The organism is Opitutus sp. GAS368, assembly GCF_900104925.1.
Classification (GTDB): domain Bacteria; phylum Verrucomicrobiota; class Verrucomicrobiia; order Opitutales; family Opitutaceae; genus Lacunisphaera.
The window spans coordinates 558,721-582,120 of the sequence record NZ_LT629735.1 but is presented as its reverse complement, the minus strand read 5'-3'; the positions used below and the strand labels follow the sequence as shown (position 1 = coordinate 582,120).

The window sequence follows — 23,400 nt, the reverse complement described above, 5'->3', positions numbered from 1 at the left end:
TGCGCCCACCCCTCTAAACACCATGTCAGCCCTTCAGCCATCCAGCCCTTCAGTCCTTCGGACCGCCGGCCTGCGCAAGACCTATCCCAGCGGCGACCGCACGCTCTCGGTGCTGCAGGGTGTGGACCTCGCGGTTGCGGCCGGCGAGACCGTCTCGATCCGCGGCGAATCCGGCTCGGGCAAGAGCACGCTGCTCAACATCCTCGCCGGGCTCGACCGCCCCGACAGCGGCGAAATCTTCTGGGGCGCCGAGGCCGCGCACAGCCTTTCGTTGGGCGAATTGACCGCGCGGCGCGGCCGGTTCCTCGGCATGGTGTTCCAATCCTATTACCTGATTCCCGAGCTCGACGCCTTCGCGAATGTCCTGATGGCGGCGCGTCTGGTCGGCGGGGCGGGGGCCACCGAGCGCGCCCGGGCCACGACCCTGCTCAAGCGTGTCGGCCTGGCGGAACGCTCGACCCATCTGCCCGCGCAACTCTCCGGCGGTGAGCGCCAGCGCGTTGCCGTGGCCCGGGCGCTGATGAACCATCCCGCCGTGATCCTCGCCGACGAGCCGACCGGCAACCTCGACGAGCGCACGGGCGACGAGGTCATCGGCCTCCTGCTCGAGGTCTGCGCCGAGGAGAAGGCCGCGCTGGTGCTCGTGACCCACAATCCCGTCCACGCGAGAAAGACCGCCCGCCAGTTGCTCCTCAAAGACGGTCGGTTTGCCTGATTTCCATTTCAGGGAGCGTTCAGGCGGGGTTAATGTTGCAAGGGCAAGCTGTCCGTCCCCATGAAACTTCCCCGCTTCATCCTGCCCCTCCTTTTCCTGCTTTGCACCGCAGGCCTCCGCGCCGAGTCCGCGAAGCCCGGCCGCATCGTCCTGCTCGTGGACGAGATCAAGCAGATCCGCTCTTTCCCGGTCGTCCTCGCCGAGCGGCTGGGCTATTTTGCGGAGAACGGCGTCGTGGTTACGGTCATGAACATCCGCGACGATGCCAGCACCACCGACATGCTGATGGACGGCCGGGTCGACGCGGTGATGGCCTACTATCACCACACCGTGGTCAATCAGTCCGAAGGGGGCGATTTCGAGGCGATCGTCGCGCTCGGGATGACGCCCGGGGCCAAGGTGCTCGTGGCGAACGCGGCCAAGGGCAAATACCGGACGACGGCCGACCTGAAAGGCAGCCGCTTCATTTCCGGTGGCGCGGGTTCATCCAAGACCACCCTGGCGAACTACCTCGTGCTCGCCGGCGGACTGAAGCTGGGCGACTACTCCCGCGCCGGGACCGACGGCCGCGAGAAGAACGTCGTTGCGCTCCGGGAGGGCCAGGCCGACTTCATCGTGGCACCGACCCCTGACGGCGATTTCTACGAGGCGGCGGGCGTCGCGACCGTCTGGGCCGACCTGACCACCGTCGAAGGCACGCGGAAATATTTCGGGACGCTGTTCCCGTCGGCCGCCATCTACATGCGGACCGCCCAGGCCGGGGCGCACCCCGAGATCGCGCAGCACCTGGCCAATGCCTTTGTCCGCACCCTCCGCTTCATCAACACTCACACGCCAGAGGAAATCGCGGCCGTCATCCCCGACGAGATCGCCGGCAAGGACCGCGCGGCCTACCTGAAGGTGCTGCGGCAGGAGATCCCGATGTTTGCCACCGACGGGCGCATGCCGGCGGACGCCGCCGAGAAGGAATGGCAGGTGCTCGCCGCGGCGCAGCCCAAATACCTCAAGGTGCAGCCGGCCAGGACCTACACCAACGCGTTCGCCGACGAGGCGCTGCGGAAACTGCCCTGAGCGTCCGCCCTCCGGCTCTGCCGGCGTTTCCCGCGTTGCAACCGGGGCGGGAATTCCCTGCCATGCGGCCATGTTCAAGCGTTCCCCCGGCAAGATTCGTTGCGGCGTCGCCGGCGTCGGCTCGCTCGGCCAGCACCACGCCCGCATCTACTCGACCCTGCCGCACGTCGAGTTCGCCGGCATCTTTGAGACCAATGACGCCCGTGCGGCGGAGATCTGTGCGCAGCACCACTGCCGGCGCTTCGCCACCATCGCCGAGCTGGGCGCGGCTTGCGATGCCGTCAGCGTCGTCGTCCCGACCGACCGGCACGCCGAGGTCGCGCTGCCGCTGCTGGCCGCCGGCTGCCACCTGCTGATCGAGAAGCCGCTGTGCGCGAGCCTGGAGGAGGCCGAGCAGGTGCTGGCCGCCGCGCGCAAGGCCAACCGCCTCGTGCAGGTCGGCCACATCGAGCATTTCAACCCGGTGATGAGCTACCTCGAGAAGCATGCCGGCCGCCCGCAATACATCACGACGGAGCGCCTCGCGCCTTACACGCCGCGCGGCACCGAGGTCGGCGTCGTGCTCGACCTGATGATCCACGACATCGGCATCGTGCTCGCGCTGGTGGGGTCGCCGATCAAGCAGATCGATTCCGTCGGCATCAGCGTGCTCTCCAAGACCGAGGACATCGCCAACGCCCGCATCGAGTTCGAGAACGGCTGCGTGGCCAACCTCACCGCCTCGCGCATGAGCCTGAAGAAGAACCGCGAGATCCGCGTTTTCCAGGACAACGCCTACCTCTCGCTCGATTTCATGAACCAGAAGGGCCACCTCGTGAAGAAGAGCGACATCATCGCCTACGGGGTGAAGCTGAAGGTCGGTCTGGCCAAGGCCGGCGACGCCTCGTCCATCCCGGTGCACGAGATTCCCATCGAGAAGGGCGAGCCGCTGGCCATCGAGCTGGCGCATTTCGTCGAGAGCGTGCGCGAGGCGAAGCAGCCCAAGGTCGGCGGCGCCCTCGGCAAGTCGGCGCTCGAGGTGGCCATCGCGATCACGGAGCAGATCCGGAAGGCCGGGAAATAACCACGAAGGACACGAAGTGCACGAAGAGGCGGAAGCAACCAAGGCGTGTCATTCTGAGCGCAGCGAAGAATCCAAAATGATGATCGCTGGCGGACAGGCCGATGGATTCTTCGCTCCGCTCAGAGTGACAAAGGAGGGGAGTCTTGGATAAGCTCACGCATCCCCTTGATCTCCCGCCACCGGCCGGCGGCCAGGTCGACCTGCTCTTTGTCGTCGGCGAGCACTCCGGGGACGAAAACGCCGCGCGCGTGCTGCGCGACCTGCGGGCCCGCCAGCCCGGCCTGCGCGTCTGCGCCCTCGGCGGGCCGCACCTCGCCGCAGCCGGCGCGCAACTGCTGCGGGACCTGACGGCGGAATCGGCCATGGGCTTCGCGGTCGTCACGAAGCTCGCCCACTACCGGAAACTCATCGCCGACATCGTGGACTGGATCGGCCGGCACCGGCCGCGAGCGGTGTGCTTCGTCGATTCGTCCGGGCTGAACCTCCGCATCGCCGCCGGTCTGCACGCGCGCGGTTTCTCCGCCAAGGCGGGCGGGCCGACCAAGGCCCTCTACTACATCAGTCCGCAGATCTGGGCCTCGCGCGCCGGGCGGCGGTTTCAGATGGCGGCGCACCTCGACGGGTTGGCGGCGATTTTTCCGTTCGAGCCGGCGGTCTATGCCGACACGGACCTGCCGGTGGAGTTCGTCGGGCATCCGTTCCTCGCGCCGGACTACGTGCCGCCGGTGGCCTTCGACCCGGCCGGCCCGGTGCTGCTGCTGCCCGGCAGCCGGCGCGGCGTGGTGCAACGGATCTTTCCGCTGTTGCTGGCGGCGTATCGGGCGTCCGGCCCGACACGTCCGGCGGTCGTGCTTTACCCGAGCGAGGATATCCTGGCCGTGCTGCGGGCGGCCAATCCGCCGGCGGGCGTCACGCTGCGACGCACGGGTGCAACGGACGGCCCCGTGCGCGCGGCCGCGGTGCTCACGGCGAGCGGCACCATGTCGATGCACTGTGCCCTGGCCGGCATTCCCGGGGCGCTGACCTATAAGACCGATCTGATCACCTACCTTCTCGGCCGGTTGCTGGTGAAGGTGGAATTCATCGGCATCGCGAACCTGCTGCTGAAGGAAGCCATGTATCCCGAGTTCATCCAGGGCGCGGCAACGCCGGCCGCGCTCGCGGCGCAGTTGCGCGAGTGCCTGCAGGACCCGGCCCGGGCCGCCCGCACCGCGGCACAACGGGCCAGACTGCGGGCGTTGCTGGCGCAACCCGCCAGCGGCACCGCGGCGGACTGGCTGGCGCGGCAGCTCGGGCCTTCTTGATTTCCGGCCGTTAAAGTTATCGCCTCCGGCACGCGTTTTAATTGCACTGACCGCATGCCCGCAACGGAGAGCCACGTCCCCCGTCGCCAGCGCAGCCGGATGCTGCCGTTGGTCGCCTTTGCGGTCGGGTGCTTCATCTCGGTCGCCTCCTGGTGGCTGGTCGGGCGCGCGGTGCACCGGGTCGACCAGAGCCGGTTCGAGCTGCAATCGGCGCGGCTGGCCAGCCTGATCCGCGGACGGTTCGCCACCACGGCGCAGATCCTCTACGGCGCCCGGGCGCATGCCTCCGCCAGCGGGCACGTGACGACGCAGGAGTGGTCGATGTATTTCAATTCCATCCGGGAACGCTTTGACTACGGCGTGGTGGGGTTGGGCTATGCGGAACGGGTGCGCCGGGCCGACCTCGCGGCGTTCGAGGCCCGCATCCGCGCGGAGGGCCAGCCCGACTTCAAGGCCGAGCGCGTCGGGCAGAACGAATGGCTTTATGTCGTCACGAGCATCGAGCCGCGCGAACGCAACCGCGGCGTGCTGGGCCTGGACCTCGGCTCGGGCACGACCCGCCGGACCGCGGCGGAAACGGCGGCTCGGCAGAACGACCTGGTGTTGTCCCGGCACATCAAGTTGCGCTACGACGGCCGGGAGGTGCCGGGCTTCCTGCTCTTTCTGCCGATTTACGAAAACGGCGCACACCTCGACACGGAGGAACAGCGGGCGACGGCGCTCCGCGGGTGGGCCTATGCCCCGATCCGCATCGATGAACTGCTCGCGGACGCGAGCGAGGTCGCCGCGGTGCACCTGGATTTCGAAGTCTACGAGGGCGATGGCACCAGCCCCGACCGGCTGCTTTACGACGAGGACGGCCATGTGTTCGCCCAAAAACCCGGGGCGCAGGAGAAGCGCCGGTTCGGGCAGGCCCAGTCGCTGGACGTTTACGGCCAGCGGTGGACGCTGCAGACGAGCGAGAAACCGGGCTTCCTCGAGGCGGGCAACACCTTGCTGCCGTGGGGCGTGCTCTGCGCCGGCCTGCTGATCAGCCTGATCGCCACCGGGGTGACCTTCCTGTTGGTGAATTCACGGGTGCGGGCGCTCGATCTCGCTGACTTGATGACGGCGAACCTCCGGCAGGCCGAGGCGGAGTCGAGCCGCCTCGCCTTGGTAGCGAGCCGGACGGCCAACGCCGTGGGCCTGTCCGACGCCGGCGGCAGGGTGGTGTGGATCAACGAGGGCTTCACGCGGCTCTTCGGCTACACGCTGGACGAGTGCCGCGGTCGGTTCGGACCCGGCGTGCTGCGCGGACCCAAGACCGGGGTCCGGCTCCTGGCCGACGTGGCGCAGGCGGCCCGCGCCGGCCGGCCTTTCCACGGCGAGATGCTCAGCTACACCAAGGACCAGCGCGAGATCTGGACCGACTTCGAGATGCAACCCCTGCGCGACGAAGCCGGCGCGGTGACCGGCTTCATGTCCATCCAGCTCGATGTCACCGCCCGCAAGATGGCCGAGGCGGAGGCGCGCCGTCTGGCCCTGGTGGCGAGCCGGACGGCCAGCCTGATCGTCCTCGCCGATACCGAATGGCAGATCGAGTGGGTCAACGACAGCTTCACCCGTCTCACCGGCTATGCGCTGGACGAAGTGCGCGGCCGCCGTCCCAGCACCTTTCTCGCGGGTCCGCTGACGAATCGCGACGTGCTGGAGGCGATGGACGAGGCCGACCGCGCAGGCCAGCCGTTCAAGGGCGAGGTGCTCAACTACACCAAGGCCGGCAAGCCCTACTGGGTGGAGATCGAGATCCAGCGCCTGACCGACGCCGAGGGCCAGCATACCGGCTACATGGCGCTCCAGCTCGACATCACCGAGCGCAAGCGCGCCGAGCACGAGCTGGCGCAGCGCGAGGCCCAGTTCCGCTTCATCCTCAATGCGCTGCCGGTGGGCGTGAGCTGGACCTCCTATGACGAGGGCCGCGAGTCCTGGGTCAACGACGCCGTGCTGCGCCTGACCGGCCTGAGCCGCGAGGAGGCGCTGGCCAACGAGTCCTATCGCGCCATCACGCCCCCGGAGGACTGGGCCAGGCAGGTCGCCGAGTATGCCCGCATCCGCGAGGGCGTGAGCGACGGCTTCAGCCTGGAGAAGCGCTACCAGCGGCTGGACGGCACCGAGGTCAACGGCCTGCTGACCGTCCAGGTCTTCCGGGCGCCGGACGGCCGGATCCTGCAGGAAGTCGCCACCATCGCCGACCTGACGGAATTGAAGGACATCTCCCAGCGGCTGGCCGGACAGGAAGCCCGCCTGCGCTTCATCTTTGAAAACGTGCCGCTGGGCATCTCCTGGCGCCTGGTGTCGCCCGACGGCACGATCGAACGGCGGTTCAACGAAGCACATCTGCGGATCGGCGGCCTGACCCGGGCCGAGGCGGAAAGGGATGGCGCCTTCTCCTCGATGACGCATCCCGCGGACCGGCCGCTGCAGGACCGCCTGCAGGCCAGGATGCTGGCCGGGGAGATCAACGAGTATTCCCTCGACAAGCGCTATGTGCGCCACGACGGCTCCGCCGTGTGGGTGACCTTCACCAACCAGCGCCGCCTCCATCCCGACGGCGGCGAGGAGCAACTGTCCACCGTGGTCGACATCACCGCCCTCAAGCGCATTCAGGAGGAACTGGCGGCCAAGGAGGCGCAGTTCCGCTTCATCTTCGACTCGGTGCCGGTCGGTCTTTCCTGGGCGATCGCCGGGCGCGACGAGGAGACCCGCCTGGTCAATGCCGAGCACATGCGACTGAGCGGCGTCACGCCGGAGCAGTCCCACACCACCCCGGATATCTTCCCGCAGCGCACCCACCCCGAGGACCTGGCCCGGCAGCAGGCGTTCGTCGAGCGGATGCACGCCGGGGAGATCGACCACTTCGTGTTGGACAAGCGCTACGTGCATGCGGACGGCGCCACCGTGTGGGTGCGGCTGTTCCGCCGCCTCTACCGGGGCGGCGGGAACCAGCCGGCCCAGGAACTCAACGCGCTGGTCGACATCACCGAGCTCAAGCGCGTGCAGGAGGAGCTGAACGCCGCCAAGGACACGGCGGAAAAGGCCAACCTGGCCAAGAGCCAGTTCCTCGCGATGATGAGCCACGAGATCCGCACGCCGATGAACGGCGTCATCGGCATGACCAGCCTGCTGCTCGATTCGCCGCTCGCCGCCGAGCAGCGCGAATACGCCGAGACCATCCGCGTCAGCGGCGAGGCCCTGCTGACCATCATCAATGACATCCTGGACTTCTCCAAGATCGAGTCCGGCAAGCTCGAGATGGAGCGGATGGAATTTTCCCTGCGCGAATGCGTCGAGGGTGCGCTCGACCTGCTCGCGCCGCGCGCCGCCGAGAAGCGCATCGACCTGCTTTACGAGATCGCCGACGGCGTCCCCACCAACCTGCAGGGCGACCCGTCCCGCCTCCGCCAGGTGCTGGTCAACCTGCTGGGCAACGCCCTGAAGTTCACCGCGCAGGGCGAGGTGCTGCTGACCGTCCGGCCCGGCGCAATGGAGGGGGAGACGGCCGAGCTGGTCTTCAGCGTGAAGGACACCGGCATCGGCATCCCGCCCGAGGGGATCCGCCGGCTCTTCCAGTCCTTCAGCCAGGTGGACGCCTCCACCACGCGCCGCTTTGGCGGCACCGGCCTCGGGCTGGCGATCAGCAAGCGCCTCGCCGAGCTCATGGGCGGCCGCATGTGGGTCGAGAGCGAGCCGGGGCGGGGCTCCACGTTCAGCTTCACCGTCCGCATCGGGGTGGTGCCGAGCAAGCCGCGCATCTACACCGGCGGCACCAAGGCCGCCCTCCAGGGCCGCCGCCTGCTCATCGTGGACGACAACGCGACGAACCGCCGCATCCTTGGCGACCTCGCCCGCAAGTGGGACATGACATCCGTGGCCGTCGAGCATCCCGCCGAGGCGCTCAGCCTGCTCCGCCAGCGCGAGGTCTTCGACGTGGCCATCCTCGACATGCAGATGCCCGAGATGGATGGCGGCACCCTGGCCGGCGAGATTCGCAAATTGCGTCCGCCGGAAGATCTCCCGCTGATTCTCCTTTCCTCCCTCGGCCGGCGCGAGGACACGGCGCACCTCTTCACCGCCAACCTCAGCAAACCCGTGAAGCCCTCGCAGCTTTACGACGTGCTCGCCAAGCTGTTCTGGCGCGGCGGCGATGCCGCGCCGGAGAAGTCCGCACCGACCCCGGCCGCGAAGTCGGGCGATGCCTGCTTCATGGATCGCATCCTGCTGGCCGAGGACAATGTCGTGAACCAGAAGGTCGCGCTCAGCATGCTCCAGAAGCTCGGGTTCCGCGCCGACGTGGCGGCCAACGGCCTCGAGGTGATCGCCGCCGTCGAGCGCCAGCCCTACGATGTCATCATGATGGACGTGCAGATGCCGGAGATGGACGGCCTCGAGGCCTCGCGCCGCCTCGGGGAGCTGCGCCCCGATCCGGCCCAGCGCCCGTGGATCATCGCCCTGACCGCAAACGCCATGCAGGGGGACCGCGAGATGTGCCTCGCCGCCGGCATGGACGACTACATCAGCAAGCCCATCAAGCGGGGGGACCTGCTGGCGGCGATCGAACGCGCGCGTCACCGCAAGCCCATCTGAAAAACCACCCGGTTATAGGTGGTTTTCCTCTGAAAAATAATTCGCCTTGGTCCGGCCCGTCCGGCGGAATCTGCCGCGCATGCCCTCGGCCCCACTCCAGCAAGCCACGCGGCGCCGCATCGGCTGGCTCCCGTGGGCGGTCTTCGCCGTCCTCGCCGCGCTGACGGTGGCGGCTTGGTGGCTGCTCGCGGCGGAGACCGAGCGCACGGCCCGGGCGCGGTTTGACCGGCTGGCCGAGCGCATCAACAACACCATCCGCCTGCGTTTCAACACCGCGGCCCACCTGCTGCACGGCGCGGCCGCGCTGCCCGAGGCCAGCAGCCAGGTGACCGCCACCGAATGGTCCGTTTATCTGCGCCACGCCGCCGCCCAGCTGGACAGCGGCGTCGTCGGCCTGGGTTACGTCGAGTCGGTGGACCGCGCCGACCTGGAGGCCCTGGAGCAACGCGTGCGCGCCGAGGGCCAGCCCGGCTTCACGGTCGAGCGCGCCGGCAACAATCCCTGGCTCTACGTCGTGGTGGCCATCGAGCCGCAGGAGCGCAACACCGGCGTGCTCGGCCTGGACGTCGGTTCGGGCAAGACGCGGAAGGGCGCCGCCGAGGCGGCGGCGCGCCAGAACGAGATGGTGCTCTCGCGCCGCATCGGCCTCGACTATGAGCACCGCAAGGTGCCGGGCTTCCTCCTGTTCCTGCCGGTCTACCAGAAGGGGGCCCCGATCGGCACGCCGGCGGAAAGGCTCGCGGCGGTGGAGGGCTGGGTCTACGCGCCGATCCGCATCGACGAGTTGATGACCGGCATCGCCGACGTCGCCGGCGGGCAGCTTGATTTCGAGGTCTTCGAGGGCGACGGCACCCGCCCGGAAGCGCTGCTCTACGACGAGGACGGCCACCTCAACTCCGGCCTGGCGCGGGAGATCACCGACCGGGATTTCTCCGCCCGGGCGTTCCACGACCTGCAGACGATGATGATCTTCGGCCGGCAGTGGACCCTGCGCTTCAGCACCCGGCCGGCGTTCGAGCGGGCCAATTTCAGCGTGCTGCCCACCGTGGTGCTGGCGGGCGGGCTGGCCATGAGCGCGCTGGTCGCCGTGCTGACGTGGGCGCTCGTGCACTCGCGCCGCCGGGCGCTCCGGCTCGCCGAGGACCAGATCACCGGCTTGCGCCGGGCCGAGGAGGAATCGCGCCGGCTCGCCCTCGTGGCCAGCCGCACCAGCAGCGGCGTGATGCTCACCGACACCGAGTGGCGCGTCCAGTGGATCAACGAGGGCTTCACCCGCCTGTTCGGCTTCACCCTCGACGAGATCCGCGGACGGCAGCCGGTCACCTTCATGATCGGCCCCGAGACCGATCCGCGCGTGCTGGAGGCGATGGGGCAGGCGGGCGCCGCGGGGCGCCCCTACATTGGCGAGATCCTCAATTACGCCAAGGACGGCCGCAAGGTGTGGATCGAGCTGGAGATCCAGCCGGTGCGCAACGAGGCGGGCGCCCTCACCGGCTTCATGGGCCTGCAGCTCGACATCACCGGCCGCAAGCAGCAGGCCGCGCAGCTGCGCGAGGCCAAGGAGGCGGCGGAGCGCGCCAACGTCGCCAAGAGCCAGTTCCTCGCGATGATGAGCCACGAGATCCGCACGCCGATGAACGGCGTCATCGGCATGGCCAGCCTGCTGCTCGACTCGCCGCTGACCCCGGATCAGCGCGAGTCGGCCGAAACCATCCGCCAGAGCGGCCAGGCCCTGCTCGCCATCATCAACGACATCCTGGATTTCTCCAAGATCGAGTCCGGCCGCCTCGAGCTCGATCATACCGAGTTCAGCCTGCGCGACTGCATCGAGGGTGCGGTGGACGTGCTCGGGCCCACCGCGGCCCAGAAGCAGCTGGATCTCCTGTGCGAGATTCCCGGTGACGTCCCGGACATGGTGCGGGGCGATCCGGTGCGCCTGCGCCAGGTGCTGGTCAACCTCATCGGCAACGCGGTCAAGTTCACCGAGCGCGGCGAGGTGCTGGTGAAGGTGCGCGCGCTGGCCCGTTCCGGCCCGGAGGTGGACCTGGTCTTCACCGTGTGGGACACCGGCATCGGCATCCCCGCCGGGCACATGGACCGGCTGTTCCTGCCGTTCAGCCAGGTGGACGCCTCGATGACGCGCCGTTTCGGTGGCACGGGCCTCGGCCTCGCCATCTGCCGCCGGCTGGTCGAGCTGATGGGCGGCGGCATCAGCGTCGAGAGCGAGGTCGGCCGCGGCTCGAGTTTTAGCTTCGTGCTGCGCCTGCAGGAGATCCCATCGGTCGCGGCCGGCGTGCCCACCGAGCTGTGCGGCCGGCGCATTTTGATTGTCGAGGACAACGCCACCAGCCGCCGCATCCTCTCCGGCATGGTCCGGCGCTGGGGCATGGAGGCGGTCGCGGTGGACGCAGCGGCGCGGGCCCTGGAATTGCTCGCCGGGGGCGAGCAATTCGACGCCGCCATCCTCGACCTGCAGATGCCGGAACTCGACGGCCGCGCGTTGGCGCGGAGCATCCGTGAGCTGCCCGGCCGGCCGTCGCTGCCGCTGGTGCTGCTCGCCAATCCGGGCCGCAAGGAGAATCCCGGCGGACACTTCCGCGCCATCCTGACCAAGCCGGTGAAGCCGACCCAGCTCTTCGATGCGCTGCTGGCGATTTTCGCCAAGCGGGACGGCAGCGCCGCGCCGGTGACCCCGGCGTAGGGGAATTTCAAACCCTTTCGATTTCTCTGTAGGAGCCTGCTCGCAGGCGATGGCCTGCCGAATCGCCTGCAAGCAGGCTCCTACCAAGCGGTGCGATCGGAATTCAAACCGGCGGGTTGAGCGAGTGGGCGACTTGCGGCCAGAGGGCCGCGGTGCGCTCGGCGACGATCGCGCGGCCCTTCGCCGCCTCGGCCTCGCGCTGGGCGAGGTTCTCCTCGGCGATGGCGGCCAGGTCGTCGAGGTTGTAGAGGAACACATTGGCCTGCGCGGCGGCGGCCGGGTCGATGTCGCGCGGCAGGGCCAGGTCGATCAGGAACAGCGGGCGCGCCGGCCGGTGCTTCATGGCGGCGGCCACGAGCGCGGCGGTCAGGACGAAGCCGGGGGCGGAGGTCGAGCTGGCGACAATGTCGGCGGTCGCCAGCAGTTCGGGCAGCTCGGCCAGGCTCGCGGCCCAGCCGCCGGCCTGCGCGGCGGCGGCCTCCGCGCTGGACAGCGTGCGGCTGGCCACGGTGATGGCCGCGGCGCCGCGGCTCTGGAACGCCTGCGCGGTCTTCAGCCCGATGTCGCCGGCGCCGACCACCAGCACCCGGCTGGGGCCGAGTTCGCCGAAGATGCGTCCCGCGAGGTCCACCGCCACCGTGGCGATGCTGACCTGCCCCGCGCCGATGGCCGTGTGCGTGCGGATATGCTTCGCGGCCTGGAAGCTCTTTTGGAAAACGCGGTTGAGCACCGGCCCCGTCCAGTGGCGGGCGAGCGCGGCCTCATACGCGGCCTTCATCTGGCCGAGGATCTCCGTCTCGCCGACGACCTGCGAGTCGAGCCCGGCCGCGACGGCGAAGAGGTGCTCCACCACGTTGTGCCCGAGGCGGGCCTGGAGCACGCCGGCCAGTTCCGCCGCCGTGCAGCCCGTGACCGCGCCGACGGTGGCGGCGAGCCGGTCCACGCTGGCGGCGCTCGCCACGCCGTAGACCTCGACGCGGTTGCAGGTGTTGAGCAGGGCGAACTCCCGCACGCCCGGGGTGGCCTGCAGCCGCGTGGCCAGGGCGGCGGCCCGGGCGTCGTCGAGCGCGAGTTTCTCGCGGATGGCGAGCGGCGCGGTGTGGTGGCTGGCACCGAGGAGGAAAAGGACGGGGGCGGTCGGCTCCATCGGTCAGCGTTCGGGGGTGAGCACGATCTCGTGGTGCCGGCTGGAGTTGACGGGGCCGAGCGAAAGCAGGGCGAGGAGGAACATCACGAGGCAGACCCAGGCGAAGCGCACCGACACCAGTCTGGCCCGCCAGCGCAGCAGCCCGACCACCAGGTAGACGAACCACACGCCGAGCGTCACCGTGAGCTTCGGGAGGTCCACCGAGGCGGTGTCGCGGATCCACCAAGCGGCCCCGACGCCCAGCGAGAAGGTCAGCAGCAGCACCCCCAGCGCGAGCAACCGGAAGTTGATGTGGTCGAGCTGGACGACGGAGGGCAGGAACCAGAAGAGGCCGTTCAGGCGCTTGTGCTTGAGGCTCCAGTTCTGCAGCAGGTGCATGACCGAGGTCAGCGCGAGCAGGCCGAACACGCCGTAGCTGAACACGGCGAGCGCGGCGTGCAGCTCGATCCACGGGTTGTTGCCAAAGATCTTTGGGCCGTGCGCGAGGTCCCACGCGGGCATCAGGAGCGACACCAGCGCCAGGGCGGCGGCGTAGCCGGCGGTGAACAGTCCGAGCAGGCTGCCCCGGAAGGTGGTGCCGACGAAGAAATACAGCACCATGGCCGACCACGCGACAAACTGGATGATCTCAAAGGTGTTGCCCAGCGGGCAGCCGCCCACGGCGAGGCCGCGGACATAGAGGCCGGCCATCTGGAAAACCCAGCCGCCGACCAGGAAAGTGTTCAGGATCGTGCGCAGGCCGGCAGGCGCCGACCGCCGGGTCAGCGCCACCAGGCCGGTCAGGAAGCCGGCGAGGTAGAGCAGGGCGCCGAGCCAGAGGAGGGCCCGGTCGGTGAGCAACGAGGACATGAGGGCAACTTGGCATCCGGGGCGGAGTGCGGCAAGCCCCGCGACTGAGGAATTAGGCTGGGACGCAGAGGTCGGGCGCCTGGCTTATCGGAGGGTCTGTAGCGGCGGTCTATGACCGCCGTCAGGCAACGGCGCTCAAAGACCGCCGCTACAGTTGTTTCAGGGTTGGCCGCACGGAATTGAACCACAAGCTGGCGGCGTGCCTCCCGCCTTTGAGCCCAAGCCGATTCTGCTCACCGGCCGCCATGTGCGGCTCGAACCGCTGGAGCGGCGCCATCTGCCGGCGCTGGTCGCCGCGGCGCAGGATCCGGCGACTTTCCAGTATTTCGTGACGCCGCCGCTGGGCGTGGAAAGCGAGATGACCCAATGGATGGACCAGATCCTGAAAGGGCAGGCGGCCGGCACCGACGTGGGCTGGGCCACGGTGCGGATCAGCGACAACCGGGTGGTCGGGGCGACGACCTTCCTCGACATCCGGCGCGTGAACCGCGGCCTGGAAATCGGCAACACCTGGCTTTCGCCCGAGGTGTGGCGGACCGCGGTCAACACGGAGGCGAAGTATCTGCAGCTGCGGCACGCCTTCGAGGACCTCGGCGCGTGGCGCGTGCAGTTGAAGACCGACGAGCGCAACGCCCGGTCCCGGGCCGCGATTGCGCGGCTCGGCTGCACCTTCGAGGGCATCCTGCGCCGCTACCAGCTGCGCCACGACGGCTTCGTCCGGAACACCGCCATGTTCAGCCTCCTTGACGCCGAGTGGCCGGCGGCCAAGGCCGGGCTCGAGGCGAAGCTGAATCGGTAGGGCGCGGACTCCGTCCGCGCCGCGGCGGTGACGGAGTCACCGCCCTACCGCTTCGGCGCCCACTGGCGCAGGAAGGCGGTCACCTTGGCGGGGTCGTGGGCGGACTTGCCGTCCTCGAGCGCGCCGGTCTCCTGCGTGGTCAGTTGCCGGCCGTTTTCGTCGAGCACCACCAACACCGGGAGGCCCTGCGCCATCGGGTTGCCATAGCGGTCGTTCACGGCGTCGTTGCGAGCCTTGCCCTGGCGGTGATTCACGTCCACCAGCACCAGCACGTAGTTCTCGTGCAGCGCCGCCGCGACCGCGGCGTCCGTCTCAAAGGTGTGACTGAGCCGGCGGCACCAGATGCACCAGTTGGCGCCGAGTTTCACGAGGACGTGCTTGTGCTCCGCCCGGGCCTGCGCGACCGCGGCGGCGATCTGCGCGGTGCCGTCCGCCTGCACGTCGTAGATATCGGGTCCCATCTGGGGGTATTCGGGTTCGGCGCGGAGTGCGACGGTGGCGGCGAGAAGGACGAGGGCGGTCAGCAATTTCATGTGGGCAACCTAGTCAGCGGGCGAAATTCGGCTAGCTCTTTCGCGCGACCAAGAACTTCTGGCTTTTGTAGGGTCGGCGCTTGCCGCCGGACCACCCTTGCGCGCCGAATGGTCCGCCGACTAGCGGCGACCCTACAGCTTTTTCGCGACCCAGAACGTGCAGTTGTCCGAAAAATTCCGGACCTTGGGTGTTTCGCTGGCGAGTTCGTTGCGGGTGGCGCTCTCGAGATAGGTCCAGCCCGTGGCCGCCAGCTCCGCCAACACTTCCTTGCGGTCGGGCAGGTGCATGAAGGTGTTGCCGTTGTCGTCCGAGAAATAGCGGTCGCCGAACTCCACCAGCCGCGGGTTCTGTTCGCCCTTGGCCCAGCGCTCGGCCTCCTGCGCCCACTCCTTGACGTCCTTGGGGTCGTCGCGGTCGTGGGTGGTGAAGATGAAGTGCCCGCCCGGCCGGCAGAGGCGGTGCAGGCCGTGCAGCGCCGCCCGGCGATTCTCGCGCCCGGGGATCTGCATCAGGCCGTTGAACATGAAAAGCACGCCGTCGAACGGTTGGTAGTTTAATAGACTACCAGAATTCAACTGCGTCGCGTCGGCCTGCAGGAAGGTGAGGCCGGCAATGCCTTGCTCCTGCGCGAGGTTCCGCGCCTGGTCGACCAGCTCGGAGGCGAAGTCGAAGCCCGTGATGTCCCGATAGCCTTGGTGCCAGAGTCCGACCGCGACGCGGCCGGCGCCGCAGCCGGCCTCGAGCAGGCGCGCCGACGGGTCGGGAAAATACTTCGCGATCAGCGTCAGCTCGGATTTCCACAGGCCGACGAAATGCGCGGCCCGCGTGTAGTGGAGGACCGCGTTGATGGCGTTGAAGTCATCGCGCACGGTCGCGCCGTCAACTTTGGTGATGGGTTCGGACATGGTCTTGGGGTAGGGCGGCGACTCCGCTCGCCGCCGGGGGCGCGGCGCGGAACTGAGTCCGCGCCCTACCTCTTTCTCCAGATTGCGATGAACATCCCGTTCGCGTTCAGGTCGTGTGGCCAGAGGGTGACAGGGGACGGATGACCGAGGACAGAGGACGGCTCGAACCCGGAATGCTCGGAGGTGAATTTCGCCGCCACATCAGCAGTCTCGGCCCGGGTGAGCGTGCATACGGTATAGACCAGCCGGCCGCCGGGCTTGAGCGAGCCGGCAACGTTATTGAGCAGCTTCTGCTGCACGGCGGCGAGTTCGTGAACGTCCTTGGGCAACGTGGTCCAGCGCGAGTGCGGGTTGCGCTGCCAGGTGCCGACGCCGCTGCATGGGGCGTCCACGAGAATGCCGTCGAACTTCGTCTTGGTCGGCAGCTTGGCGTCGCCTTCCCACGGCGCGGCGCGGAAATTGAAGACCTGGGCGCGGGCGGCGCGGTCCTTGAGCTTGGCCAGCCGGCGCACGGAGCGGTCGCTGGCCCAGAGCAGGCCCTTGTTCTGCATCAGGTCGGAAAGATGCATCGTCTTGCCGCCTTCGCCGGCGCAGGCGTCCCACCAGGTTTCCCCCGGCTTGGGCGCGGCGGCGAGCCCGACCAGCTGCGAGGCGAGGTCCTGGATCTCGAACTCGCCGGCTTGGAATTCCTTGGTGCGGTAAAGATCGGTCAGGCCGGTGTAGCGCAACGCGTCAGGCGACTGGGAGGCGGGGATGCAATGGCTGAGCTTTTTGGTCAGTGCGATGCCGGTGCCGGCCTTGGCGCGGATCCAGAGCGCGGGTTCGCGCTGGAGTTGCTGTAACCAGGCGGTTTCAGTCGGGTAGGGGCGCTTGCCCTCAAGCGCCCTGATCGGGCCGTTGGGGGCAACGGCCCCTACCGATTCAGGCCAGGCCATTTCATCCTTCAACCAGTCCGGCACGGCGCGGTCGGCGAGCGCCTCGGGCTTGAAGCCGGCGGGGTTGGCGTCGAAGCGCTTTTGCAGCTCCAGGGCGGCGGCGAGCTGCTTTTGCGGCGAGTCCTTGGGCTCCAGCCAGCGCCACCAGCGGAAATAGGCGAATACCGCGCGGCTGATGCCGCGCCGCTCGGCCGGGGCGGTGAAGTGCCGGTCCTGCGTCAGTGATTCACGCAGCGCCTGGTCGGCAGGTGTGCCGGCCGCCACGAGCTTCAGCACCCGGGCGGCGTTGTTGATGATCTTGGATTCGGCCATGTTAGAGACGTGTCATCCTGAACAAAGTGAAGGATCCAGAATGATGTGCGCTGGCGTTCATACTGCTGGATTCTTCGCTGCGCTCAGAATGACAAACCAAGGCATCAGAATTTCTTCCCCCAGCGCTTCACTTCCTTCAATTCGGGCCGGCGGGCCTCGGCGAGAATGCCGGCGACGGCCGGATGCACGCGCAGTTCCTGAAACGCGGCCGGCGCCACGCGCCAGTTGAGGCTGGCCGGGGCCTCCGCGACCGGGGCCACGCGGTTCTCGAACACGAAGGCCAGCTCGACGCGCGTGTCGCCGCCGGAGCCGTTGATGGCCGTGCGGAGTTTTTTGAGGAAATCGGGCAGCTCGGGGTGCTCGGGCGACAGCAGCCAGGTGACCTTGCGGATGTTGTTCCCGAGGTAGCCATCGAGCGGGTAGAGCTCCTTCACGTTGAGCCGGGCGCCGTCGTTGCCTTTCATCACGGTGCCGAGCACGACGACGGGCTGGTTCTCGGCGAGGGTCTTGCCGTAGGCCTCGTAGGCGTCGGCATACATGTTCACCGAGAGGGTGGCCTGTTTGCTCGCGAGGTTGAAGAAGGCCCAGGGACGGTTGTCCTTTTTCGAGAGCTTCTTGGTGATGCCGCTCATGATGCCGCAGAGCCGGAACTCCATGCGGTCGCCCTCCTGCAGCACCGACTCCTCGGTGTGCGTGCAGAGCGCCTCGGCCAGGCCGCTGTAGGCGTTGAGCGGGTGGCCGGAGACGTAGAAGCCGAGCAGCTCCTTCTCGAACTGGAGGCGCTCGGCCGCGGTGAAATCCGTCGCGGACGTGGTGTGCGCGACATGGCCGTTGGTCGCGCGGGCGGGGACGCCCTTGACGATGGTCGGCGGCTCGTTGAGCACGTCGAGGAAGGAGTGCTGGCCGGCGGCCTTGTCGCGGGCATGCGCCGCCGCGCCGGCGATGGCGCCGTCGATGGATTCGAAGAGCGGCTTGCGCTGGGCGCCGCTGAAGTCGAAGGCGCCCGTTTTCACCAGATGCTCGAGCACGCGCTTGTTGAGCGCCCGGGCGTCGACGCGGGCCGTGAAATCGGCGAAGTCCTTGAACGGCCCGTTCGCCTCGCGCTCCTCGATGATCTTCTGCGCGGCCTGCTCGCCCACGCCCTTGATGCCGGCGAGGCCGAAGCGGATGGCGTTGAAGGTGCGCGGCGGGGTCGCCGCGCCTCCAGCACCTGGAGCCGCAGCGACCTCGCTGCGGATTGCCACCGGGGTAAAGTTCACGCGCGATTCGTTCACGTCGGGACCCAGCACCTTGAGGCCCATGGCCTCGCACTCGGCGACGAAATGGGCGACCTTTTCCGAGTTGCCCAGCTCGGAGGTGAGCATGGCCGCCATGAACTGCACCGGGTAGTTGGCCTTGAGGTAGCCGGTCTGGTAGCTGAGGACGGCGTAGGCGGCGGAGTGGGACTTGTTGAAGCCGTAGCCGGCAAACTTGTTGAGGATGTCGAAGATCGAGTTGGCCGTCTTGGCGTCGATCTTGTTCACCTTGGCCGCGCCCTCGACGAACTTGGCGCGCTCCTTGGCCATGGCCTCGGCGTCCTTCTTGCCCATGGCGCGGCGCAGCATGTCGGCGCCGCCGAGCGTGTAGCCGGCGATGATCTTGGCGGCCTCCATGACCTGCTCCTGGTAGACCATGACGCCGTAGGTCTCGCGACAGACCTCCTCGAGGAGCTTGTGCGGAAACGAGACGGTGCTCGGGTCTTTTTTGCCGCGCACATAGTCGGGAATCCACTCCATCGGGCCCGGGCGGTAGAGCGCGATGAGCGCGACGATCTCGTCGATCGACGACAGGCCGATCTGGCGGCAGAGCGCCTGCATGCCGCCGGATTCCAGCTGGAACACGCCGGTGGTGCGGCCGGAGTTGAGCAGGGCGTAGGTCTTGGGGTCCTCAAAGCCGACCACCTCGATGTCGAACTTCGGGTCGGCGGTGCGATGGACGTTGTCGATGGCGTCGGCGATGACGGTGAGCGTCTTGAGGCCGAGGAAGTCCATCTTCAGCAGGCCGAGCTTGCCCACGGCGTTCATGTCATACTGCACCGTGATGTCGCCCTCCTGCAGCGTGAGCGGAACGAACTCCTCCAGCGGCCGGTCGGTGATGATGATGCCGGCGGCGTGCTTGCCGGTGTTGCGCACCATGCCCTCGAGGACAAGGCCCTGCTCCATGATCTTCCGCGCGACCGGGTTCTTCTCGTATTCGTGGCGCAGCTCGGCGGACTTGTCGATGGCGGCCTGGAGCTCGATGTTGAGCTCGTCGGGGATCATCTTGGCCAGGCGGTCGGCCTCGGCATAGGGCAGGTCGTGCACGCGGGAGACGTCGCGGATGACCGCCTTGGCGCCGAGCGTGCCGTAGGTGATGATGTTGGCCACGCACTCGTTGCCGTATTTCTGGCGGACATAGTTGATGACCTCGCCGCGGCGGCGCATGCAGAAGTCGATGTCGAAGTCGGGCGGCGACACGCGCTCGGGATTGAGGAAGCGCTCGAAGAGCAGCTTGAAGCGCAGCGGGTCGAGGTTGGTGATGCCGAGCAGGTAGGCGACGATGCAGCCGGCGCCCGAGCCGCGGCCGGGACCCACCGGGATGCTTTGCTTTTTCGCCCAGTCGATGAAATCCCAGACGACAAGGAAGTAGTCGACGAAGCCCGTCTTCGCGATGATCGAGATCTCGTAGTCGAGGCGCTCGACGAGGATTTTGGCCAGCTCCTGGTCCTTCGCCTTTTCGGGCTTCGCGTAATCGACGCCGTAGCGCGCCTTCAGGCCGGTGAGGCAGAGTTCCTTGAGGTAGCCGGTGCGGTCGGTCTTCACCTCGGGCGGCAGCGGATATTTCGGGTAGCGCTCGGAGCCCTTGGGGAAGGGGATCGAGAGATCGCACATCTCGGCGACGAGCGCGGTGTTGGTGACGGACTCGGGCACCTCGGCGAAGGTGCGCGCCATCTCCTCGCGCGACTTGAGGAAGAACTGCGTGCCGGAGAACTTCATCCGGTTCTCCTCGGCGATCTTCGCGCCGGTCTGGATGCAGAGCAGGGTGTCGTGCGGGCCGGCGTCGGCGGCGTTGACGTAATGGACGTCGTTCGAGCAGATGACCTTCAGGCCGAACTCCTCGCCGAGCTTGAGCAAACCGGGGATGACCTTGCGCTGCTCGGGGATGCCGTGGTCCTGGATCTCGACGAAATAGTTTTCCCGGCCGAAGATCTCGACGAAGCGGCCGCAGGCCTTGCGCGCCTCGGGGTAGTTGTCGTTGAGGAGGTGCTGCGGCACCAGCGAAGCGAGGCAGCCGGTGAAGCCGATGAGGCCTTTCGAATACTGGGCGAGCGTCTCGAGGTCGGTGCGGGGCTTGTAATAGAAACCCTTGAGGTGGGCGTCAGAGACGAGCTTGAGGAGGTTCTGGTAGCCGGTGAGGTCGCGGGCGAGCAGGCCGAGGTGGAAGATGCTCTTGCCCTCGTCGGACCGGCCCTGACGATCGAGGCGCGAGCCGGCGGCGAGGTAGAGTTCGCAGCCGACCAGCGGCTTGATGCCCTTTGCCTTGGCCTGGTTGTAGAATTCGATCGCGCCGTAGAGATTGCCGTGGTCGGTGAGGGCGAGGGCCGACATGCCGAGGGTGGTGGCGCGGTCCATCAGGCGGTCGATGCGGCAGGCGCCGTCAAGGAGGCTGTAGTCGCTATGGACGTGCAGATGGACGAAATTCTGGTCGGCGGAACCCACGGGAGGTGATGGGATGCCGGTGCCAAGGCCCTCGCAAGCCGGAAAGCGTAAGGTTATTCACCTGCGGGGTTTAGGTTTGCAGGGCGGGGTCACCGCACCCCGCCTCTGGCCGAGCGCGATATCACGTTCGAGGCGGGGTGCGGTGACTCCGCCCTACAGGGTAATTTGCTGTTGACGGTGGCCGGAGCGGGTGGCTTCTTGCTCGTTTTCCACAACGCCAACCACTCCCTTTCCCATGTCTATTGAGATCAAGATGCGCAAGAATGAGCCGATCGACCGTGCGCTGCGCCGCATGAAGAAGAAGCTCGAGCGCGAGAACATCATCAAGGATGTCCGCATGAAGCGTTACGCCGAGAAGCCGTCGGAGCGCAAGCGCCGCAAGAACAAGGTCATGGCCTTCACCGCCATGCTGCGCCGCCGTTACGCCGAGTAAGCCCACGGCCTTTTCTTTTATTACCGGCCGGACGTCCTCGGATGTCCGGCCGGTTGCTTTGTGACCCGCGTTCCACGTTGTAGCGGCGGTCTATGACCGCCGACGTTCGGAAACGGCGCTCATAGAGCGCCGCTACAGGATCCGCTCCACCTTGCCCCGGCTTGATTTACCAAGCGCCTCCTGTCCTAGTGATGGCCCCCATATGAAGCCGATTGTCGCCCTTTCCACCTGCTGGTGCTCGCACCGCCACCAAGACGGCTATGCGATGCTGCAGGAAATGGCGGGGATGGGCTTCGAATACGTCGAGCTGAGCCATGGCATCCGGATCACGCTGGTGCCGGGCATCCTGAAGGCGGTGGAGGAGGGTGTCGTCAAGGTGGCCTCCTGCCACAACTTCTGCCCGCTGCCCACCGGCGTCATGCACGCCGCGCCCAACCTCTACACCTGTTCCTCGGCCGACGCCCGCGAGCGCGACCAGTGGATGCGCCACAGCAAGCGCACCATCGACTTCGCGCACCAGGTGAAGGCCCGCAAGGTCGTCCTGCACCTCGGCGCCGTCGAGTTCTTCTGGCTCAACCCGGCGGGCAAGGTGGACGCTTACGTCGACGCGCACCCCGACACCGACCTGTCCGCCGACGCCGACTACCAGAAGCTGCTCGCCAAGTCCCTCGTCAAGCTGAAGGACCGCCTGCCGCGCTACTGGGAGAACACCAAGCAGGGCCTGACCGAGTTGCTGCCCTATGCGGAGCAAAAGGGCATTTTGCTGGGCTTCGAGAACCGCGAGGCCTTCGACGAACTGCCGCTCGACGCCGATCATCCCGACCTGATCACCATCATGGCCAAGCCCGCCGCCTGCGGTTATTGGCACGACACAGGCCACGCCCAGATCAAGCAGACGATGTGCCTGCTCAATCACCGCGAGCACCTGGAGAAGAACGCGCCCAACGCCATCGGCTTCCACCTGCACGATGTCAGCGCCGAGGGCCGCGACCACCAGGCCATCGGTTCCGGCAAGATCGATTTCGAGATGGTCAGCCGCTTCTGGCGGCCCGGGCACACGCTCGTCATCGAGCTCAGCCCGCGGTTGACGCCCGAGGAAGTGCTCTCGTCCAAGCAGCGCGTCGAGCAGCTCGTCGCCGCGCGGTTCGGGTAAAGCCGGCCGCGGCTCCTGCCCCCGGTTTATCCCCATGAGCGGCAACCTCGCGCATCCCTCCGCGTTCCTCGACGACGAAACCGTCGCCGTCCTGCGCACGCACGCCGCCGCGGCGGAAGCCGCCAAAAAACTGCACGATCGGCAGCTGGAGATCATCCGCGAACGCAAATGGTTCAAGCTGTTCGTGCCCGCGCCGTGGGGCGGGCTGGGCCTGACGCTGCCGCAGGCCTTGGAACTTGAGGAGGCGCTGGCGTGGGCGGACGGCAGCACGGCCTGGGTTGTCACGCTTTGCGGTGGGGCTGGCTGGTTTGCCGGCTTTGTGGACCCCGCGATCCGCGACGGGCTGTTTGCGGCCCCGGAAAGCTGCCTGGCCGGCAGCGGAGCCGTGGCCGGCACCGCGGAAGCCATCGGCGATGGCTATCTCGTCAACGGGGTCTGGCCGTATGCCTCCGGCGCGGAGCACGCCACGGCCTTCACCGCCAACTGTCTTTTGACGCGTGGCGGCAAGCCGCTGATCGACGACACCGGGGCGCGGCAGGTCGCCGCCTTCGTCTTTGCGCGCGAGGAAGTGATCCTGCGGCGCACCTGGAACAGCATGGGTCTGGCGGCCACCGGCAGCCATGCATTTGCGGTGCGACAGCTCGCGGTGCCGGCCCGGCACCGCTTCTACCTCGAGGCCCGCCACGCCACGCTGCCGGACATCGTCTACCAATATCCTTTCCTGCAACTCGCCGAGGCCACCCTCGCGGTGAATCTGTCGGGCCTGGCCCTGCGCTTCCTGGAGCTGGCGGCGGACTTCATGCCGGAACAGGCCGGCGCTGCGTTGGTCGCGGCACAAGGACGGCTGGATGCGACCCGACGGGCGCTGTTCGCCGCCGTCAACGAATCCTGGCGAGCCCTGCAGGACGAGGGAACCATTCCCGCGCAAGGTCTGGTGCAGGTCAGCGATGCCAGCCGGCAACTTGCCGTGGTCGCCCGGAAGTCGGTCGACGCCATCTACCCGCTTTGCGGCCTGCGCGCCGCCGACTTGGGCAGTGAGATCAACCGCGTCTGGCGCAATCTCCACACCGCCGGGCAGCACGCGCTGCTGCGGGCGACCACGGGGTGATCGGCTGGGTC

At 67.8% G+C, this 23,400-nt stretch carries 16 protein-coding genes; 10 read left to right on the top strand and 6 right to left on the bottom strand.

What is annotated here, in order from left to right:
* Nucleotides 1-22 precede the first annotated feature (22 nt).
* The 6 genes from BLU29_RS02510 to BLU29_RS02485 all read left to right on the top strand — a co-directional run bounded on the left by BLU29_RS02510 (nt 23) and on the right by BLU29_RS02485 (nt 11,477).
* Nucleotides 23-715 carry an ABC transporter ATP-binding protein gene (locus BLU29_RS02510; RefSeq protein WP_091055004.1) on the top strand — a complete coding sequence of 231 codons (693 nt, stop codon included), beginning with the start codon at nt 23-25 and terminating at the stop codon, nt 713-715.
* A gap of 60 nt (nt 716-775) precedes the next feature.
* Nucleotides 776-1,786, top strand: a complete 1,011-nt coding sequence (locus tag BLU29_RS02505) for an ABC transporter substrate-binding protein (RefSeq protein WP_091055003.1) — start codon at nt 776-778, stop codon at nt 1,784-1,786.
* Between the two features lie 70 nt (nt 1,787-1,856).
* A complete protein-coding gene (locus tag BLU29_RS02500) occupies nt 1,857-2,849 on the top strand; it encodes a Gfo/Idh/MocA family oxidoreductase (protein WP_091055002.1) in 993 nt (330 codons plus the stop codon).
* A 143-nt stretch (nt 2,850-2,992) separates the two neighbouring features.
* A complete protein-coding gene (locus BLU29_RS02495) occupies nt 2,993-4,153 on the top strand; it encodes a lipid-A-disaccharide synthase (protein ID WP_091055001.1) in 1,161 nt (386 codons plus the stop codon).
* A 54-nt stretch (nt 4,154-4,207) separates the two neighbouring features.
* Nucleotides 4,208-8,776, top strand: a complete 4,569-nt coding sequence (locus BLU29_RS02490; protein ID WP_091055000.1) for a PAS domain S-box protein — start codon at nt 4,208-4,210, stop codon at nt 8,774-8,776.
* Nucleotides 8,777-8,855: 79 nt separating this feature from the next.
* The gene (locus BLU29_RS02485) at nt 8,856-11,477 is read left to right on the top strand and encodes a CHASE domain-containing protein (protein ID WP_157693565.1); all 2,622 of its coding nucleotides are present in this window, start codon (nt 8,856-8,858) and stop codon (nt 11,475-11,477) included.
* A 103-nt stretch (nt 11,478-11,580) separates the two neighbouring features.
* Here the strand turns inward: BLU29_RS02485 and hemA are convergent, their stop codons facing one another.
* A complete protein-coding gene (hemA, locus tag BLU29_RS02480) occupies nt 11,581-12,624 on the bottom strand; it encodes a glutamyl-tRNA reductase (protein WP_091054998.1) in 1,044 nt (347 codons plus the stop codon).
* 3 nt (nt 12,625-12,627) lie between these two features.
* Nucleotides 12,628-13,473, bottom strand: coding sequence for a cytochrome c biogenesis protein CcsA (ccsA, locus tag BLU29_RS02475; RefSeq protein WP_091054997.1), 846 nt, complete (start codon nt 13,471-13,473; stop codon nt 12,628-12,630).
* A gap of 199 nt (nt 13,474-13,672) precedes the next feature.
* Here ccsA and BLU29_RS02470 point away from each other — a divergent pair, with 199 nt between their 5' ends.
* Nucleotides 13,673-14,272: a GNAT family protein gene (locus tag BLU29_RS02470; RefSeq protein WP_091054996.1), complete on the top strand. Its 600-nt coding sequence runs from the start codon at nt 13,673-13,675 to the stop codon at nt 14,270-14,272.
* A 44-nt stretch (nt 14,273-14,316) separates the two neighbouring features.
* Here the strand turns inward: BLU29_RS02470 and BLU29_RS02465 are convergent, their stop codons facing one another.
* From BLU29_RS02465 to dnaE, 4 genes are all read right to left on the bottom strand, one after another.
* Nucleotides 14,317-14,805, bottom strand: coding sequence for a thioredoxin family protein (locus BLU29_RS02465; RefSeq protein ID WP_091054995.1), 489 nt, complete (start codon nt 14,803-14,805; stop codon nt 14,317-14,319).
* Between the two features lie 132 nt (nt 14,806-14,937).
* Nucleotides 14,938-15,711: a class I SAM-dependent methyltransferase gene (locus BLU29_RS02460; protein WP_091054994.1), complete on the bottom strand. Its 774-nt coding sequence runs from the start codon at nt 15,709-15,711 to the stop codon at nt 14,938-14,940.
* A gap of 65 nt (nt 15,712-15,776) precedes the next feature.
* On the bottom strand, nt 15,777-16,958 hold the full coding sequence (locus BLU29_RS02455; protein ID WP_091054993.1) for an RsmB/NOP family class I SAM-dependent RNA methyltransferase: 1,182 nt from the start codon (nt 16,956-16,958) through the stop codon (nt 15,777-15,779).
* Nucleotides 16,959-17,062: 104 nt separating this feature from the next.
* A complete protein-coding gene (gene dnaE / locus BLU29_RS02450; protein ID WP_091054992.1) occupies nt 17,063-20,695 on the bottom strand; it encodes a DNA polymerase III subunit alpha in 3,633 nt (1,210 codons plus the stop codon).
* A 235-nt stretch (nt 20,696-20,930) separates the two neighbouring features.
* Between dnaE and rpsU the strand changes: the two genes are divergently transcribed.
* From rpsU to BLU29_RS02435, 3 genes are all read left to right on the top strand, one after another.
* Complete coding sequence (gene rpsU / locus BLU29_RS02445; protein WP_091054991.1) at nt 20,931-21,128, top strand: 30S ribosomal protein S21; 198 nt, start codon at nt 20,931-20,933, stop codon at nt 21,126-21,128.
* 202 nt (nt 21,129-21,330) lie between these two features.
* Complete coding sequence (locus BLU29_RS02440; protein ID WP_231962295.1) at nt 21,331-22,281, top strand: TIM barrel protein; 951 nt, start codon at nt 21,331-21,333, stop codon at nt 22,279-22,281.
* 34 nt (nt 22,282-22,315) lie between these two features.
* The gene (locus BLU29_RS02435) at nt 22,316-23,389 is read left to right on the top strand and encodes a hypothetical protein (protein ID WP_091054990.1); all 1,074 of its coding nucleotides are present in this window, start codon (nt 22,316-22,318) and stop codon (nt 23,387-23,389) included.
* Nucleotides 23,390-23,400 lie beyond the last annotated feature (11 nt).